The organism is Paenibacillus sp. LK1, from assembly GCF_002750415.1.
Classification (GTDB): Bacteria; Bacillota; Bacilli; order Paenibacillales; family Paenibacillaceae; genus Paenibacillus; species Paenibacillus taichungensis.
The window spans coordinates 532,915-550,794 of sequence record NZ_PEII01000002.1 but is presented as its reverse complement, the minus strand read 5'-3'; the positions used below and the strand labels follow the sequence as shown (position 1 = coordinate 550,794).

The following is a 17,880-nucleotide window of genomic DNA, read 5'->3' as shown; positions in this document are numbered from 1 at the left end:
ATACACAAAAAAAGCGGCAGATTGGACGTAAAGCTTAGGGTCCTGATCTGCCGCTTTTTATATAAGATACATAGGCTCTAAATGATCTAATTCATGTAAATGTTGTTCTTAATTTGTATTCATCGAGACTTTTTGTCTTACAGGCTGCTTGGAGTCTTCCTCCGTCGCTTGTTTGGTACGTTTGATGAAGAAGGAAAGTAGCAATCCGAGAACGGCAATGCCGATAATGACAACATAAGCATCATTAATTCCCTGGATCATGGATTCCATTCCCAACTGTTGCTGGGTTAAACCTTTGGCTGCACCCGTTGCCACCATGTCCTGTACATGTGCCGTTGTGCGACTAGTCATTACACTTACGAGCAATGAAGTACCCACAGCGCCAGCTACTTGTCTGACGGTGTTGGATATCGCTGTACCATGCGGCCCAAGTCTTGGAGGCAGTTGATTCAAACCTGCCGTTTGGATAGGCATCATGAGCAAGGCCATACCAATTCGGCGACCTGTTGACATTAAGACAAGGTAAGTATAACTTGTAGAATCGGTTAGATCGATGAAACCAATAGTGGTTACGATCGTGATAACCATCCCGATAATTGCCAGCCATTTTGCGCCAAACCGGTCAAACAATCTACCTGTTATTGGCATCAGGAAGCCCATGACAAGCGCCCCTGGAAGCAACAATAATCCGGACTCCAATGCCGTGTAACCCCGTGCATTTTGGAGGTATAAAGGAAGCAACATCATATCAGCATACATGATCATCGTGATCGCGATATTAATGACCGTGGTCAGTGAGAACATATTATACTTGAAAGCACGCAGATCGAGCAGCGGATTTGTAGACGCGAGCTGTCTCCATGTGAACAGTCCAAGAGCAATTACTCCTGCTGCAAGGCATATGATGACTTCTGCGCTTGACCATCCCAGACTTCCCGCCCGACTGAAACCATACAGCAATGCACCAAATCCAATTGTGGACAGCAACACGCTGAGTGTGTCGAACTTGAGTTTGATTCGTTCCGATACATTTTTGAGATATACAAACGCAAAACCAATAACAATAACGGTTAGTGGGATCATTCCGTAAAACATCGTTTGCCATGTGTAGTTTTCAAGAATATATCCAGCAAGGGTTGGCCCAATCGCTGGAGCGAAAATGATGGCAAAACCGACCATACCCATCGCTGCTCCCCTTTTCTCAGGAGAGAACAGGGTTAGAATGACATGCATCAACAATGGCATGATAATACCAGCACCAGCTGCTTGAACCATACGTCCTGTCAACAATGTACCGAAATTACTCGCAAGGGCAGATATAATCGTACCGATGAGGAAAATAAACATCGAAGCTTGAAATAATTGCCGTGTCGAAAAGCGTTGCATGAAATAGGCCGTGACAGGAATGAGTACACCATTCACCAGCATGTAGCCTGTCGTAAACCATTGGGCTGTTGCTGCTGAGATATTAAAATCCCCCATCAGCTCCGGAGTTGCCACGCTCATAACGGTTTGATTCAATGTGGCAAGAAATGCACCCAAAATCATAACAAACAGTATGGGGCCCTTTTTTACATCATCTTTTTCTTTTAATCTAGCCTGACTCAATCCATTCCATCCTTTCAATCCACACGTGACTAAATTTACAACGTGTTGTATAGTTTACATTGTATTTATTGAATTATATACATATTCCCGGAGATTACAATTTACGATTTTGGGTATTTTCGTTGCTTATTTTACGAAAAAATAAAATATGTCGTCTAATTCGGGAATAAACGACTGATCATTTAAAATTGTAATTTTTAAAATTTGAGGAGTGATTTTGCATGAAGAACGAAAAAAAGTCTGCTACAGATCCTCGTATACTTCGTACAAGACAGTTGATTCGTGATGCTTTTGTAGATCTATTGCAGGAAATGGACATCGAGAAACTATCCGTCAATCGGATTGCAGAACGAGCGACGATCAACCGCGTGACCTTCTATCTGCATTATCGGGATATCACAGACATGATGGAGAAAATGGCGGATGAGATGATTGAGCACATTGAACGGATTGTGGACGAACATGCTCCTCAATTTGAAGATGCTGCCAAAGATGATGGTTGGCCAGTTCTAGTGAAATTGCTTGAACACTTTGCTGACCACTCCAAATTCTATCGCGTCGTTCTCGCGTCAAGAAGAACCCCCATTTTTACGGAGAGACTATTGAAATTGCTAACGAAACTTGTTTCAGCCAAGATCGAAAGTTTGGAATTGGGAAGCACACTTGAACAAGCAGGTATTCATAAGGAGATCGCCATCTGGTACAGTTCCTCAGCCCTGATTGGGACCATTGTATCCTGGCTTCGCAATGATATGCCTTATGCACCGCATTTTCTAGCCAAACAGTTCTCTTTAATTCGTGCTTATTCTTACAATGACTTGATATAACAAAAAAACATCCAGCTAAAGTCAGAATCAACTTACGCAGATGTTTTTTTAAGAATTTAACGGCCTACGCTCCTGTCGGAGTTCGTAATATCATATACAGCCCGATGAGTGCTGCCAGAGCACCAAAAATAATGCCAGACAGTCCATTGTAAAAGGTGGGATCTCCTTTGTATGAAAATGACATGATCGCAGTTTGTGTTAATGAAAGTGAGATCAATGATGAAGAGAAGTTCGTCAGTTTGATGGCTTCAATGACCGGTTCATTATTCCGTCTCGCCATAATGGCGCCCCCTAGAGAAACCGCGATTTCGGTGAAAGTGACGGCAGCTATGATGAAGGCGACATAGTGAGGATAATGTGTTCTACTGCCTGTAACAAATAATAACTTACTGCAATAAATGATGTACACCGCACTAGAAGCGAGCACAATATTGCCTATAAATCGGTATGCAGCGTATTGTTTTTTTAGGATTTCCTCCGGGCTGGAATCATCAAGATTCGAGTCCTCATGTGCTTTTGCTGCGTGATACTTGGCAACAGCGATGCCGATATTATAAAAAGCGTTAATGCATAAAAAGAAGGAGAGCGTAAAAATCCCTAAAAGTATTTTCCCAACTGCGATAAGGGCATTTAGTGGAATAGATAATTTTGCAAAGTAGATAATGCGATTATTTTTAACTTTAAAGACAGATTCTCCGCTATTCAATGGACGTATCCAATTCACTTTATCCCTCCCGAAAGAAACCCCGATGTGCAAACAATGAGTCTAGTGTTCAAGCATACCATAGTAAACCATATGGTCCACGTATTAGGTTTAGACATGTTCATGCTTACCTATCTGTAATCCTGTATTATAACCGTTAAGAACTTAATTTTCGTCATAAATGAACTATTAGTATAAAAATACACCTTAAAATATCCAAAATATGAATATAGTTCAAAAGTTTCATTCCAAATAATATACGGTTAGTATAAAATGGTTGTGCGCTGAACTGTCAATTCATGTGCCAACCAAAGGAGGAATGAAAAGGAAACGAAGACCTGGAGTGACGCCGTGGCATGATTATCAAAGACATGGAAGAAATCCCTCTTTGCACTGGATAAAAATAGTTTTAAGGCGGTGTTTGGATGTACAAAGAAGTGATTCGAGTTCACGATATAACCAATTTTCAGTCCAGATCGGAAGAGTTTTTTCCACTTCACTGGTTTCGGAAAATGTTGTCGGAAAAACCTGTTTACTATCATGAGGGTACGGATACCTGGAATGTATTCAGATATGACGATGTCAAGCAGGTACTAAGCAATCATGAATATTTTTCATCCGAAGGATCAAGAACAACCATTTCTGTTGGGGCGAAAAACAAGGAAGGCACACCGCCGGACAAAATGAATATTTCAAGCATAGATCCACCGCGTCATCAAAAAAGCCGTTCGTTGCTTTCTGCTGCTTTTACCCCCCGCAGTTTAAAAAACTGGGAGCCGCGTATTCGGAACATTGCCAAGCAACTGGTGGAGGATATCGAACTCAATACAACGGTTGACATCGTACAAGCTCTGGCAGCACCATTGCCTTCCATGGTTATGGCTGATTTGCTGGGCATACCGCTGAAGGACAGCCACCGCTTCAAAAGCTGGGTAGATATTCTGTTTCAACCCGCCAATAGAGAAAATGCAGAGGAAATGGAACTGAAAAAGCAAGTCGCGGCACAGGAGTATTATCAGTTCCTTTATCCCATTGTCGTTCAGAAACGGTCTCAGCCTGGCGACGATATCATTACAGACCTGTTGAAAGTGGATGTGGACGGCGAGAAATTTTCCGACGATGAGGTTGTTCGAACCACGATGCTTTTGCTGGGGGCTGGTATCGAAACCACTAGTCACATGGTTTCCAGTACATTTTATTCTTTTCTCTATGATGACCCCAACTTGTATGTTCAATTACGAGAGAACCCTGAGTTGATCCCACTTGCGGTGGAAGAGATGCTTCGTTATCGCTTCCATAATGCCAAGCGACATCGGACCGTTAAGAAAGATAATAATCTCTTGGGTGTAGAATTGAAAAAAGGGGATGTCGTTATCAGCTGGATGAGTGCGGCGAATATGGATGAAACAATATTTGAAAATCCATTCGATTTGAACATTCACCGTCCCAATAACAAAAAACACCTTACCTTTGGGAATGGTCCGCATTTCTGTCTAGGTGCTCCACTGGCAAGAATGGAATTAAGCGTTGCTTTGACTGCATTTGTAGAAAAAGTACCCTTCATCGAATCAGTTGAGTCATTTGAGTTGGAAAACAACCTTACCGTCTCGGCTCCAGGCCAGTCCCTGACATACTTGCCTGTGAAGATTGTTCATTAAGAAGAAGATAACTATCATACAGTCCAAATAACAAAAGCCGTAGATTGGATGTGTACAAACATCTGATCTACGGCTTGTATATCGTTCAAGTTTTTTCTGAGATGTTTACATAACAGAGTAGAGAGGGTCATACAACAGTAACTATACAATATTATATGAGAAGAGAAGATCACATTAGAGGAGGTTGCGATGAAGACTCGAAGTGGTCTTCTTTGTGCATCATGTCTCTGTTTTCGTTAGGAAGGGAGAACTGCTGAGCTAAAAGCTGCTGTTCCTTGATGAGAAGATCAACTTTATGGTGCAGATGGTCCAATTGTTTGTTGTAGTGTTTGTACGTGTAGAATCCGATCACAGCCTTAATCGCGAAGAAAATAACAGCTGCCGTAATAATCAATATATAGTTAGAAGCAATATGCCTGATCCAGCTATTGAGTTCACTTATCACGTATAACACTTCCTTTCACAAGAAATGCAGATTACATCTATTCATTGCCTTCGTTATAGGAAAGATTACGTGGAAAATGTTCTCAGAAGTATTCCTTCGAAAGCAGGATGGAGCATAGCAACATTGTGTTTATTCCTGTTATTAAGTAGAATTATTTTAATTAATATTTTCCAAAGGAGAGCAAATACGTGCTGGAACTTAGCTTTAACGACCCGGAAAAACTGGTAACTGTAACCCACGCCTTGTCGACTCGTTCCCGGATTGACATTCTCCAGCTTCTTAATGCCAACAAATTAAACATAATCGAAATTGCCGAAGCACTTAACCTGCCCGTGTCAACGGTAGCCAACCATATTAAAGTGCTGGAGGCGGCCAATTTAATACATACGGAAATGCTCCCAGCCTCTCGTGGGGCCATGAAAGTTTGCAGCCGTAATTATGATGATATTCATATTGCCCTGGATCGAGTGAGTTCCTTTCCCACACGGGATACGAATGTCTATGAAGTTCAGATGCCGATAGGGCATTACAGCGACTGTGAAGTTGCGCCAACATGCGGCATGGCGAGCACGGAGGAGATGATTCTGAAGGAAGATGACCCGGCAAGCTTCTATCATCCTAAGCATATTGATGCTCAGATCATTTGGCTGGCAAAAGGTTATCTTGAATATTTGCTTCCAATGGATATTCCGCAAGGTGCAACGATTGAATCTTTGGAATTGTCCATGGAAATCTGTTCTGAAGTAGCAACGTATAACAATGATTGGCCCTCGGATATTTCTGTTTGGGTGAATGGCACTGAGATCGGGATGTGGACTAGTCCCGGAGATTTGGGCGACCGCCGAGGTAAACTGAATCCGGCATGGTGGTCAGATGGTTCCACACAATACGGCATTCTCAAAAAATGGCGTGTGGACGACAACATGACCATGCTGGACAAGGAGAAAATTTCGGATGTGTCCCTGTCAGATCTTCATCTTGAGGATAAACACAAGTTAAGATTACGCATTGGAATTCATCCGGATGCTAGGCATCAGGGAGGCATGAACCTGTTTGGCAATGAGTTCGGAGATCATGAACAGAACATTATTATGCAGGTAAGGTATACGATGAATTCAGGTGATAAGGATGCGAGATATGCCAAATAACGGTACTTCATTTATCGTGAGTATCGAGCGTTTTAAACCGAACTTGTTTCATCAGGAGCAACACGTTCCAATTACCTGGAGCTTATTCAGTCCACCCGATTATCTCAAATTGACGAAGGTAAACGGAAAATCATCTGGTCACCGGAGCCTGGCGGGCGTTATAGCCATCATTTGTGGGCACCAGAAATCCATTTTTTGAACGGAAAATGGTACATATACTATACGGCCAATGATGGGGGAGGGGACGATTCACGGCGGATTTGCGTGCTGGAGAATGAAAGCCCAAATCCCATGGATGGCGATTGGGTATGGAAGGGGCTCTGGACACTCCTGTCCCTGGTCTGGATGGTACCGTGCTGAAATTGAGTGCTCAATTCTATTTTCTGTACGCAGTCTACGGTCATTTTCCGGACTATGGGTCAGCGATCTATATTATGCGGATGTCTAATCCTTACACATTGACAGGTGACCATGTGCTGTTAACAGCTCCAACCTTTTCGTGGGAAAAGCAAGGCGGGATGGCGATTAATGAAGGCCCGGTTATGCTGCATCGAAATGGACGAGTTTTTCTGATTTTCTCGGCCAGCACAACCTGGACGGAAGATTATGCACTTGGCATGTTAACCATGAATGAAGAAGATGATCCAATGCTAGCTTCATCATGGACCAAATCCCCGCAGCCTGTTTTTTGGAAGAGTACGGAGAATGATGTATATTCCACAGGGCACAACAGCTTTACTACATCACCGGATGGTCTGGAGGACTGGATCGTATTTCATACTCTTCCGGCACCGGGTGCTGATACTGGTTTTCGGGCTACGCGCATTCAAAAATTTGAATGGAACAGGGATGGAACACCTGATTTTGGTGTGCCTTTCAGCGATGATCATGCGCTCCAAGTTCCATCGGGAGAGTAAGACATAAGACTTGAGAATAGGGGATAGGTATGCCTAAAGTTACAACTATTTTGTAATTAATAGCGAATTAGATAAATGATTGGGTCAAAACGAATGCTTTCATTAGACAAAGAAAGTAATAATTATTTTGGCTTTAAACTGGATTTTTCCGCATTCTAACTATGTTTTAATGGTGTAACCTAGTGAATAATCAACTTTCCAATGCTGTTTGAATGAGATGTAAGCAAGAATACCAGATATATTTTGTTACAAGAAAATAAATTGAAAACGTTGACATCTAATTATTGTGTAATTATACTTTGATTCAAATACAGAACAAATATTGCACCATTGTTGTGTCCACCATTCCAATACTGATGGTATACCCTTTCCTACAAAAGTACTTTGTAAAAGGAGTATATATCGGTTCAATCAAAGGCTAATAGGAGTGATTTACGTATGAATAAAGACAAGATGACATTGACACCACGACCGGAATATCCTCGTCCTCAGTGGGTACGTAACGATTGGATCAATCTGAACGGAACTTGGCAGTTCGAAATGGATCATGGCAAAAGTGGAAATGAACGGGGTTATGAACAGTCCGGACATGACTTCTCTGGGACAATCACTGTTCCGTTCTGTCCAGAGAGTAAACTGTCCGGGGTGGGCTATACCGATTTTATGGCAGCAGTATGGTATAAACGCGAGTTCTCCATTCCGGATACCTGGATGAATGGACGCATTTTGCTTCATTTTGGCGCTGTTGATTACGAAGCCGAGATCTGGGTCAATGGAAAAGCGGTTGGTAAACATCGGGGAGGCTATTCTCCATTCCATTTTGATATCACATCCCATGTTTCGTCGGGAACGAATGTAGTCACGGTTTATGCGGAAGACGATGTGCGTTCTGGACTTCAGCCGCGAGGCAAGCAGAGCGAACGATTCCACTCACATGGCTGCGATTACACGCGGACGACCGGCATTTGGCAAACGGTGTGGCTGGAGCACGTGCCAGAGGTGTATCTCTCCGACATGAAAGTCGCGGCTGATCCGGAAAATGCATGTGTGCACCTTGAAGTGAAAATATGCGGTAACACTGCTGGAGGAGAGCTGGCTGCAACAGCCCACTTTGACGGCAAGGATGTTGGATCGGCAACGGCGGTTATTCATGGACCTGCTGTGAAGCTTACCGTCCCATTATCTGAAATCCACTTATGGGAGCCAGGGCATGCCCAATTGTATGATTTGGAGTTGAAGCTGCATGGGCAGGATCAGACCATCGATACGGTAGGCTCGTATTTCGGACTGCGGACGGTAAGGTTGGATGGCATGGCATTTCGTATTAATGAGAAGTCTGTTTTTCAGCGGCTTGTGCTGGATCAGGGCTTTTACCCGGATGGCATCTACACGGCACCTAGCGACGAAGATCTGCGCAAAGACATCGAGATTTCCATGGGGCTTGGCTTTAATGGAGCGAGATTGCACGAAAAGATGTTTGAGCCGCGTTTCCTGTATTGGGCTGATCAGCTGGGTTATCTGGTATGGGGAGAACATGCCAACTGGGGACAGGATATTACAACGTCTGAAAGCCTTGCCCGGTTTTTGCCAGAATGGATGGAAGGTATGGAACGCGACTTTAATCATCCATCACTTATCGGTTGGTGTCCGTTCAACGAAACGTGGGATCGTGATGGAACCCGGCAGGATAATGATGTGCTACGCATTGTCTATGAGATGACCAAACGTATGGACCCGACACGTCCTGTCATTGATACCAGTGGTAACTTTCATGTGGTGACGGATATCTTCGATTTACATGACTATGATCAGAACCCGGAAACGTTCCGTGCCAGATATGAACCGATGAAAAGCGGTGGAGAAGTATTCAATACGTTTCCGGAGCGGCAGACGTATGAAGGGCAGCCCTATTTTATTAGCGAGTATGGCGGTATCTGGTGGAATCCGGATCAGCAAGATGAGAAAGCTTGGGGCTACGGGGACAGACCGAATTCCGAAGAAGCTTTCATTGCACGTTATGAGGGATTAACCAATGTCCTGTTGGACCATCCGAAAATGTTCGGGTTTTGTTATACCCAGCTATATGATGTGGAACAGGAAGTGAATGGACTGTACACCTATGACCGCCGTCCCAAATTCGACCCGGAAACGATTCGTCGCATTAATTCCCGCAAAGCTGCCATTGAAGATTGAACGTTGAAGGTCAGGTACACGCATGATTCATAATCCTATAGGGAGCGTGACTGTAGATGAAAATAATGAATTACAGGAACAAATTTTTGCTGGCCTTATGTGCATTTCTTATTTTTCCAATGGGACAGACGACGCATGCTGCGACCGTTCAGAATAACTTCTACAATGTCGTGATGCAGGATGGAGCTGATCCATGGGTCTACAAGCACACAGATGGATTCTATTATTTCACCAAAACAACAGGTGGTAACGTTACCATCTGGAAGTCAGCTCAATTAACAACCGTTGATGCGGCTCCAACCACAGTGGTGAATACTGGCTGCTGCGGCATCTGGGCTCCAGAGCTTCATTACATCAATGGTGCTTGGTACATCTATTATGCGAAGGATGATGGAGACAACGTCAATCACCGCATGTATGTTATGGAAAATACGTCAGCTGATCCTACTCAGGGAACCTGGCAATACAAAGGGCAGATTACGGATCCCACCAACAAGTGGGCTATCGACGGGACGGTTTTGCAGGTGAACGGACAGCTCTACTTCATCTGGTCGGGCTGGGAAGCAGATACGAATGTAAGGCAGAATCTGTACATTGCCCATATGAGTAATCCCTGGACCATCGATTCAAATCGTGTGGAGATTGCACGACCAACCTACGCCTGGGAAACCAATCATTCCCCGAATGTAAATGAGGGACCACAGGTGATCATTCGAAACGGAGTTATCAGTCTAGTCTACTCTGCAAGTGGCAGCTGGACCAACGACTATTGTCTGGGGCTTATTACCGCTAACGCCTCAAGCAATTTGCTGAATCCGGCATCCTGGAACAAGCGCAGTCAGCCTATCTTCCAATCGGGGAACGGTTTGTATGGTCCGGGTCATCATTCCTTTACGAAATCGCCTGACGGGACTGAGGACTGGATCATGTACCACACAGCGAAATCCAATAATTCCGGATGGAATCGTGAGATTCGCTTACAGAAGTTCACCTGGAATGCCGACAATACCCCGAACTTGGGTGCGCCGGTGAATCCCAACGCACCTATTGCTCTACCTTCGGGAGAAAAGTCAATCGTTCGATATGAAGGAGAGGAGGGAACCTTTGGTGGGATCGCTTATGCATCCCAGAGTCCTTCTGGTTCAGGCGGCATGAAAGCTGGTCATATCGATACGGCGGACAGCTATGTAGAATTTAACGTCAATGCAACAGCTGCAGGGCAATATATTCTCCTGGCAAGGACGGCGAATGGTACAGCAGGTGGGAATTGGTCCAGCCTGCTGCTGAGTGTGAATGGAGGTACAGCCAGCCCATTCTACATTACGAACAAGGGATGGGAGAACTGGGGACTGTCTACAGCAAGAGTTCAGCTAAAGGCTGGTGTGAACAAAATTCGTTTCTCCAAAGGGGAAGGATATGGAGAACTGGACTTCTTTGATATCAAACCTGCAAATTAGAGAATGATAAATCCGATACGAACCCTGCCGGTGTCCATTTGGACCTTGGCGGGGTTTTGTGATTTGAAATTGAAAACTTTCTGATTCCATTCATATTCAGTTCATAAAAGTACGATATTCTTCCCCTATAAACGATATGGGAGGAACCACAATTGACAAACATACAGCAAAGAACAACAGGTAATGAACTTGGAGATTGGGCCATTGAAGCAGAGGGGCTTGTAAAAATCTTTGGAGATAAGCGTGCAGTGGATGGTGTGAATCTAAACGTGAAGGCAGGTACAATCTACGGTGTACTGGGCCCGAATGGAGCAGGGAAAACAACAACAATTCGGATGCTGGGTACGCTGCTTCGGTCCGATGGAGGATCAGCCAAAATATTTGGGCATGATGTGGTGAAGGAGTCACATATTGTACGCCAGCTGATTGGACTTACAGGACAATACGCATCGGTTGACGAGTCACTTAGTGCCAACGAAAATTTGATGATATTTTCACGGCTCCTGGGTCTAGGCCGCGCAGAATCGAAACGCAAGACCGCTGAGCTGCTCGAAGAATTCGGCTTGACGGAGGCGGCGAAACGTCCGATCAAAGGGTTCTCGGGAGGCATGCGCCGCCGTCTGGATCTGGCAGCAAGCCTTATTGCTCAGCCGCCGCTGATCTTTTTGGATGAACCGACAACTGGACTTGACCCACGGACACGTGCACAGATGTGGAATACGATTCGCCAATTGGTCAAGACTGGTTCAACAGTGCTTCTGACCACACAATATCTTGATGAAGCGGATCAACTGGCAGACCGCGTTGCCGTAATTGATCAGGGTCATGTTGTGGCCGAAGGTACGGTAGATGATTTGAAAGCTTCCGTTGGCACTGCCTCCCTTCAACTGCGCATCCAGGAACCGACACGGATTGAACACGCCCGTCAGATTGTGGAGCAGATCCTTCGGACAGATTCCAGCGTATCAGCGGAAGCAGGGAAGATTACTGCGCCGATGGCTAATGCGAATATTGCAGCAGATCTGCTGATTGCCTTTCGTTCCGCAGGCATTGATCTGGCAGAGATGAGTGTCCAGAAACCTACACTTGATGAAGTATTTCTTACCATTACGGGCCAAGATGCGAGTGGCAATACGTCTCATACGTCTCAAGAATCAAAAGCAGTGGAGGAGTTGCAAGTATGAACAGTACAATAGCGAAACAAAACCCAAGCCGTAAGCTGAGAAAATACACAAGCTTTGGGCAAACCGTCCGGAATTCCTTAACGATGGCTTATCGCGGGATCTTGAAGGTTAGACGAACACCAGAGCAATTATTCGATGTTACCCTACAGCCGATCATTTTCACATTGATGTTTACGTACATTTTTGGCGGTGCAGTCTCGGGAAACATTCAAGCTTATTTGTTGGTCATTATTCCGGGTATACTTGTGCAGACGGTAATTACAAGCTCAGTCGTTACTGGCGTGCAATTGCGTGAGGATATGGATAAAGGGGTATTCGACCGATTCAAATCATTGCCTATAGCACGTATTGCGCCATTGGCCGGAGCATTGCTGGCGGACACGATCCGATATACCATTGCAACAATCCTTACCTTTGCGATTGGATATCTATTGGGATATAGCCCTGCGGGTGGATTGGGTCATGTCGCCTTGGCAGGATTGCTGGTTATTGTGTGCGCTTGGGCGATCAGTTGGATTTTTGCTTTTCTCGGTGTTATTGCACGTACAGCGTCCAGTGTACAAGGGATTTCCATGCTCGTATTGTTTCCGCTCACCTTTGCTTCGAACGCTTTTGTTCCGGTAGATACGATGCCAAATTGGCTTCAGTGGATTGTTAATGTCAATCCGATATCCCATTTGGTCTCAGCTGTACGGGATTTGGCGAATCAAGGGACAATGGGCACAGATTTGGTGACTAGCCTTGCTGGAGCGGCAGTTATTGTAGCCATTTTTGCACCATTAACAGTACGGGCATATATGCGCAGAACGTAATTGGAAATCATAAAATTTTCTAAAAATGTGGAGTTATCAGGAAAGAGACGTTATGCCTTGTGGTATAAGGTCTTCTTCTTGACAGAATGTGGAGTATAAGGCAAGGTTGAAAAAAATGGAGGTGGTCACGTTGACAAGCATATTGGTCGTTGATGACGACCCGCATATCCGAGAGCTGGTAGGACATTTTTTACAGCAGGAGGGTTTGCATGTAATTGAGGCTGTTGACGGTTTGGATGCACTGCGATTACTCGCTGACCATAAGGTCGACCTCGTCGTTCTCGATATTATGATGCCAGGCATGGACGGATGGGAATTGTGCCGCCAGTTGCGGCAGCAGACGGATCTGCCGCTCCTGATGTTAACAGCCAAAGGAGAAACCTCGCAGATCATTAAAGGTTTTACCCTTGGGACGGATGATTATCTGGTGAAGCCTTTTGATCCGCTGGTGCTGGTTGCACGAGTGAAGGCTTTATTGAAACGATATCGAATTATGACTTCACAAGTGATCCTGCTTGGTGAACTGGTCCTGCGGGGGGATACGTTTGAGTGCAAGAAAGGCGATCAGGATATTGTGTTGCCACGTAAGGAATTTGAACTGCTTTTCACCCTTGCGAGTTACCCTGGCAAGACCTTTACACGTGATCAGTTAATCGAAAAGATCTGGGGTTATGATTACGAAGGGGACGAGAGGACAATTGATGTGCATATCAAACGGCTTCGTGAACGGTTTCCGGAGGAAGAGCATGCTTTTGTCATTCGTACTATGCGAGGTTTAGGCTATCGCCTGGAGGTACGGCAATGAAGCAGGAGGCTACATTTCTTCATATTGCCAGAAACGTCATTCTGGTATCTCTGGCCCTGTTTGCCTGCTGGACAGCAGCTTTCTACCTTACGAGATATGTGTATTCCTTTGTCCCATGGGAACCGCATGAATTGCTTGCTTTTCTGATTAATGCCATGCTTGGGTTCATTTTCTTCGGGATATGCATTTCAATCATCGGTCCGCTGGTTAAAGGCAGGCAGTATGAATTTTTTAATGAGATGATTCAGGCACTGAAAAGCATTTCCCGGGGGGATTTTCGTGTGAATCTGGATGCAGAATTTGCCAATAGAAACGGGAGACAGAGAAATCCCCATCCGTTTGTGCAGTTAGTTGAAAGCATCAATGACATGGCGGCAAATCTCAAAGTGATGGAAGATTTGCGTCAGGAATTCATCTCCAATGTATCACATGAGATCGGATCGCCGCTCACGTCAATCAGCGGGTTCGCCAGAGCGCTGAAAAATAAAGATATGGACCAGGAGAAACGGGAAAAGTATCTGACGATCATTGAGACGGAATGTGTTCGTTTGTCCAGACTGAGTGATAATTTGATGAAGCTCGCTGTTCTGGATTCATCCGAGCATGCATCACATAAAACATCTTACCGATTGGATCGGCAGTTGGTAACTCTGGTTCTGGCCTGCGAACCCCAATGGGATGACAAGAAAATAGATATGAACGTAGAGCTGGAAGAAGTTGAAATCTTGGCTGATGAGGACTTGATGATTCAGTTATGGATCAACCTGATTCATAATGCAATCAAGTTCACGCCAGAAGGCGGCAAAATTGATGTTTTCCTTACGCAAGGTGAAGGCAAGGTCAGTGTGCGTATTACTGACAGTGGACCTGGCATCACCAAGCAGGATCAACTTCGTATATTTGAACGCTTCTACAAAGCAGATCAATCTCGTACACGTGCCTTGGGCGGCAGTGGGTTGGGTCTGTCCATCGTGCATAAAATTGTGGAGATGCATGGGGGTACTGTCTCCGTGTTCAGTGAACCAGGAGAAGGTGCGACATTTACTGTACAGTTACCTGTCCATTCAGAATAATAAAAAGGGTAATTGATGGACGTTGTCCTCAATTACCCTTTTTATTTCAATTAATTCGGCGGTTATTGTACAAAATAAGGTATATAATCGATAAACTACAGGGTAGCCAATACATAAGGCCGTAAGGAGTGTGCAGTCTGCTGATATCTTCCACTCACCAACAACGTCTGATTGATGTGATGAATTCATTACCGGTACAACCAAAGTACTCCAAAGCAGAGCTGCTGATTAATGATCTGAAATTAAGCTCAGCGGGAGAGGTGGAGATGTTCTACTCTCCACATAATGAATATATCAATCCTTCTGCAAAAGTCATGCTTGTGGGCATCACACCAGGTTGGCAGCAAATGGAGATTGCATATAGAACGGCTATCCAGGCTTTGAAAGCACACAAATCATATGAGCAAGCCTGTAAAGAAGCCAAAATAGCGGCAAGAATGGCCGGCTCCATGCGTAGCAATTTGATTCAGATGCTCCAGGAAATAAGCTTGCATGAATATTTAAAAGTGCCCCATGTGCAAAGGCTGTTTGAAGCAGATTGTATATTGTTACATACAACTTCTCTGATTCGATATCCGGTCTTGGTGAATAAGCAAAATTACAATGGACATCAGCCTTCTATTACTCAAAATAATTTTTTGTATCAAGCTGTACTTGAATCATTTCTGCCTGAAGTTGAACAGTTAAAGCATCCTCTTATTATTCCATTAGGAAAGTCGGTGGAGGCTGTACTCCATCAATTGCTAGATGAACATCGGTTAGTTGAAGGGAAAATTTTATGGGGATTCCCTCATCCATCTGGTGCCAACGGCTCTCGTGTGAAACAGTTTCTTCATAACAAAGCGGGGATGCAGAGTATTCTGAGGGGATGGCTTGATTAAATTTCTTATGTGTTTCTTGCTTTTTACAAATTCCATAATAGTATAATGATTACGACTACATGACATGGAAACAGGAAAAGAGGGAACAAATGCCTACAATACTAGTTGCTGACGATGATCCGAACATTCGTGAACTCGTCTGTTTATTTTTGAGAAATGACGGATTTGAAACGGCTGAAGCTGCGGATGGTAAAGAAGCACTGACTGTTTACGGCTCAACACATGTCGATCTTGTTGTGCTTGATATCATGATGCCTATCATGGATGGTTGGACATTATGCAAGGAGCTGCGAAGAGCCAATCCTGATCTTCCGTTGCTCATGCTGACGGCGAGAGGAGAGACTTGGGAGAAAGTGAAGGGATTCGAACTGGGAACCGATGATTATCTGACGAAACCGTTTGATCCGTTGGAGCTCACGGCTCGTGTTCGAGCATTACTGAAACGATACAAAATCGGCTCCACGCAGACGATCCATTTCGGCAACGTCATCCTGGATCGACAAACCTACAAGGTGACGAGCGGAACAGAGTCGCTTACGTTGCCGCTGAAGGAGTTCGAATTGCTCTATAAACTCGCTGGAACACCCGGACAAGTCTATACACGTGAGCAATTGATCGATCAGATCTGGGGCATTGATTACGCCGGTGATGATCGAACAGTAGACGTACATATTAAACGCCTGCGTGAACGGTTCGCAACAACACCCGATTTTCGGATTGAAACGGTGCGAGGTCTGGGGTACCGGCTTGAGGTTTACGAATGATTAGATCGTTATATATCCGTGTGGTCCTGACATTTCTGGTCTCCGTCATCGCCGGCACGGTCATTTCTTTTTTTGTGTCCACGATGATATTCGAAGATCAATTGAATGAAAATGCTCAAATTAACATACGTAACTTCGGCCAGGATATCGTGCAGATTTACAAGACCCTTCCATTAAGTGAAGCAGAATCGTACGTTAGTGGAATGAAGCTACTGAATTCATATCATATTCGAATTTACGATGCAACGGGTCAGTTCCAGTCGTATGGAAAGCTTAACGGACATAAATCGGCCACGGTGACGAAAGAGCAACTAAAGAAAGTGCTAGATGGAGGCGTAGTTCAGGACAATCCGAATGGTATTGCAACAGTTCTTTTAGGTTTGCCGGTGAAAACGGAAATGGGAGCGAAAGCCATGTTTTTTGAGACACTCACTCCCCCTTCTTCCTTGTTTGTCGTCCAATGGGCTTCGATCTTTGCAACCTGTTCATTGATTGCGGGAAGTATTATCATTCTGATTGCTTCCATATTTTTGGTTAGACCGATCAAAAAACTGACAAAAGCAACGAAGCGGATCGCTGCTGGAGATTTCAACGTTAAGTTGAATATTAAGCAAACCGGAGAACTGGGCACACTGGCGCGCAGTTTTGAAGAAATGATTCATGATTTGCAGCAGTTGGAGCAGATGCGCAGAGAATTCGTAACGAATGTGTCACACGAGGTTCAATCTCCGCTGACTTCGATATCCGGTTATGCTCAAGCACTGAAACAAGTAAATCTCTCAGAGCAAGAACGAAGCCGATACCTTGAGATTATCATCGCCGAGGCGAAGCGGATGTCCAAAATGAGTGATAATCTGCTCAAGCTGAGTATGCTTGAATCGCAGTCACAGCAACCACGACTTAGCACACTTAGCCTGGATGAACAGATCAGGCGGGTCATTGTAACTCTCCAGCCACAATGGTCTGCTCGCAACATTCACTTTGAGCTCGATCTCCAAGCTGTTAAAGTATTGGCTGATCACGACCAGCTGAACCAGGTATGGACAAATATTCTCAGCAACGGTATTAAATTTTCCAAAGATGGCGGCGTAATTCACGTCAGCACCAAGCAGGATATCAAGAACGTGACTATTCGAATCTCCGACACAGGTATCGGTATCCCCCTTGAAGACCAGAAGCGCATATTCGAACGATTTTTCAAGTCGGATCGCTCTCACAGTCGCAAGTATGATGGCAGTGGTATGGGACTTGCTATCGTTAAACAGATTGTATCGCTTCATCAAGGGGACATCCGAGTAGAAAGTGAACCTGGTCAAGGAACGACCTTTATTGTCACGTTGCCAATCACTCCACCAACGGAATAGTTAGGCTTATAGGATAAGGAATGTGTAGAATATTCATCCGA

At 44.6% G+C, this 17,880-nt stretch carries 18 protein-coding genes and 1 pseudogene; 16 read left to right on the top strand and 3 right to left on the bottom strand.

The window, feature by feature from the left end:
- Positions 1–108: 108 nt before the first annotated feature.
- The gene (locus CS562_RS06135; protein WP_099854619.1) at positions 109–1,548 is read right to left on the bottom strand and encodes a DHA2 family efflux MFS transporter permease subunit; all 1,440 of its coding nucleotides are present in this window, start codon (positions 1,546–1,548) and stop codon (positions 109–111) included.
- 281 nt (positions 1,549–1,829) lie between these two features.
- Here CS562_RS06135 and CS562_RS06130 point away from each other — a divergent pair, with 281 nt between their 5' ends.
- Positions 1,830–2,435: a TetR/AcrR family transcriptional regulator gene (locus CS562_RS06130; RefSeq protein WP_099854365.1), complete on the top strand. Its 606-nt coding sequence runs from the start codon at positions 1,830–1,832 to the stop codon at positions 2,433–2,435.
- 64 nt (positions 2,436–2,499) lie between these two features.
- Here CS562_RS06130 and CS562_RS06125 read toward each other — a convergent pair whose 3' ends face one another.
- Positions 2,500–3,159 (bottom strand): hypothetical protein, encoded by a 660-nt coding sequence (locus tag CS562_RS06125; RefSeq protein ID WP_099854363.1) that lies wholly within the window; start codon positions 3,157–3,159, stop codon positions 2,500–2,502.
- Between the two features lie 404 nt (positions 3,160–3,563).
- On the opposite strand from CS562_RS06125, the gene CS562_RS06120 reads away from it, so the two are divergent.
- Entirely contained in the window at positions 3,564–4,796 is a 1,233-nt protein-coding gene (locus CS562_RS06120; protein WP_099854361.1) for a cytochrome P450, read from the top strand.
- Between the two features lie 169 nt (positions 4,797–4,965).
- Here the strand turns inward: CS562_RS06120 and CS562_RS06115 are convergent, their stop codons facing one another.
- Positions 4,966–5,241 carry a hypothetical protein gene (locus tag CS562_RS06115; protein ID WP_099854359.1) on the bottom strand — a complete coding sequence of 92 codons (276 nt, stop codon included), beginning with the start codon at positions 5,239–5,241 and terminating at the stop codon, positions 4,966–4,968.
- A 188-nt stretch (positions 5,242–5,429) separates the two neighbouring features.
- On the opposite strand from CS562_RS06115, the gene CS562_RS06110 reads away from it, so the two are divergent.
- The 14 genes and pseudogenes from CS562_RS06110 to CS562_RS06055 all read left to right on the top strand — a co-directional run bounded on the left by CS562_RS06110 (position 5,430) and on the right by CS562_RS06055 (position 17,839).
- Positions 5,430–6,389 carry an ArsR/SmtB family transcription factor gene (locus CS562_RS06110; protein ID WP_099854357.1) on the top strand — a complete coding sequence of 320 codons (960 nt, stop codon included), beginning with the start codon at positions 5,430–5,432 and terminating at the stop codon, positions 6,387–6,389.
- Positions 6,379–6,588, top strand: a complete 210-nt coding sequence (locus CS562_RS33690) for a hypothetical protein (protein WP_306553729.1) — start codon at positions 6,379–6,381, stop codon at positions 6,586–6,588. Before CS562_RS06110 ends, CS562_RS33690 begins: the two co-directional genes overlap by 11 nt.
- Positions 6,498–6,749, top strand: a complete 252-nt coding sequence (locus CS562_RS33685; RefSeq protein ID WP_306553767.1) for a family 43 glycosylhydrolase — start codon at positions 6,498–6,500, stop codon at positions 6,747–6,749. The genes CS562_RS33690 and CS562_RS33685 overlap by 91 nt, the downstream gene beginning before the upstream one ends.
- The gene (locus CS562_RS06105; RefSeq protein ID WP_306553727.1) at positions 6,698–7,306 is read left to right on the top strand and encodes a family 43 glycosylhydrolase; all 609 of its coding nucleotides are present in this window, start codon (positions 6,698–6,700) and stop codon (positions 7,304–7,306) included. Before CS562_RS33685 ends, CS562_RS06105 begins: the two co-directional genes overlap by 52 nt.
- Before the next feature lie 317 nt (positions 7,307–7,623).
- Positions 7,624–7,728: pseudogene (locus tag CS562_RS33345) on the top strand (carbohydrate ABC transporter permease); the annotation flags it as partial.
- A 16-nt stretch (positions 7,729–7,744) separates the two neighbouring features.
- Positions 7,745–9,499: a glycoside hydrolase family 2 protein gene (locus CS562_RS06095; protein WP_306553725.1), complete on the top strand. Its 1,755-nt coding sequence runs from the start codon at positions 7,745–7,747 to the stop codon at positions 9,497–9,499.
- Positions 9,500–9,555: 56 nt separating this feature from the next.
- Entirely contained in the window at positions 9,556–10,956 is a 1,401-nt protein-coding gene (locus tag CS562_RS06090; protein ID WP_099854355.1) for a family 43 glycosylhydrolase, read from the top strand.
- Between the two features lie 161 nt (positions 10,957–11,117).
- Positions 11,118–12,140 (top strand): ATP-binding cassette domain-containing protein, encoded by a 1,023-nt coding sequence (locus tag CS562_RS06085; RefSeq protein ID WP_076288872.1) that lies wholly within the window; start codon positions 11,118–11,120, stop codon positions 12,138–12,140.
- Positions 12,137–12,952 (top strand): ABC transporter permease, encoded by an 816-nt coding sequence (locus CS562_RS06080; protein WP_076288394.1) that lies wholly within the window; start codon positions 12,137–12,139, stop codon positions 12,950–12,952. The genes CS562_RS06085 and CS562_RS06080 overlap by 4 nt, the downstream gene beginning before the upstream one ends.
- Before the next feature lie 130 nt (positions 12,953–13,082).
- Positions 13,083–13,757 carry a response regulator transcription factor gene (locus CS562_RS06075; protein ID WP_099854353.1) on the top strand — a complete coding sequence of 225 codons (675 nt, stop codon included), beginning with the start codon at positions 13,083–13,085 and terminating at the stop codon, positions 13,755–13,757.
- Positions 13,754–14,830 (top strand): sensor histidine kinase, encoded by a 1,077-nt coding sequence (locus tag CS562_RS06070; protein ID WP_099854351.1) that lies wholly within the window; start codon positions 13,754–13,756, stop codon positions 14,828–14,830. The genes CS562_RS06075 and CS562_RS06070 overlap by 4 nt, the downstream gene beginning before the upstream one ends.
- A 128-nt stretch (positions 14,831–14,958) precedes the next feature.
- Positions 14,959–15,711, top strand: a complete 753-nt coding sequence (locus CS562_RS06065) for a hypothetical protein (protein ID WP_257219394.1) — start codon at positions 14,959–14,961, stop codon at positions 15,709–15,711.
- 89 nt (positions 15,712–15,800) lie between these two features.
- Entirely contained in the window at positions 15,801–16,475 is a 675-nt protein-coding gene (locus CS562_RS06060) for a response regulator transcription factor (RefSeq protein WP_024634376.1), read from the top strand.
- Positions 16,472–17,839, top strand: a complete 1,368-nt coding sequence (locus CS562_RS06055; protein ID WP_076288396.1) for a sensor histidine kinase — start codon at positions 16,472–16,474, stop codon at positions 17,837–17,839. The genes CS562_RS06060 and CS562_RS06055 overlap by 4 nt, the downstream gene beginning before the upstream one ends.
- Positions 17,840–17,880 lie beyond the last annotated feature (41 nt).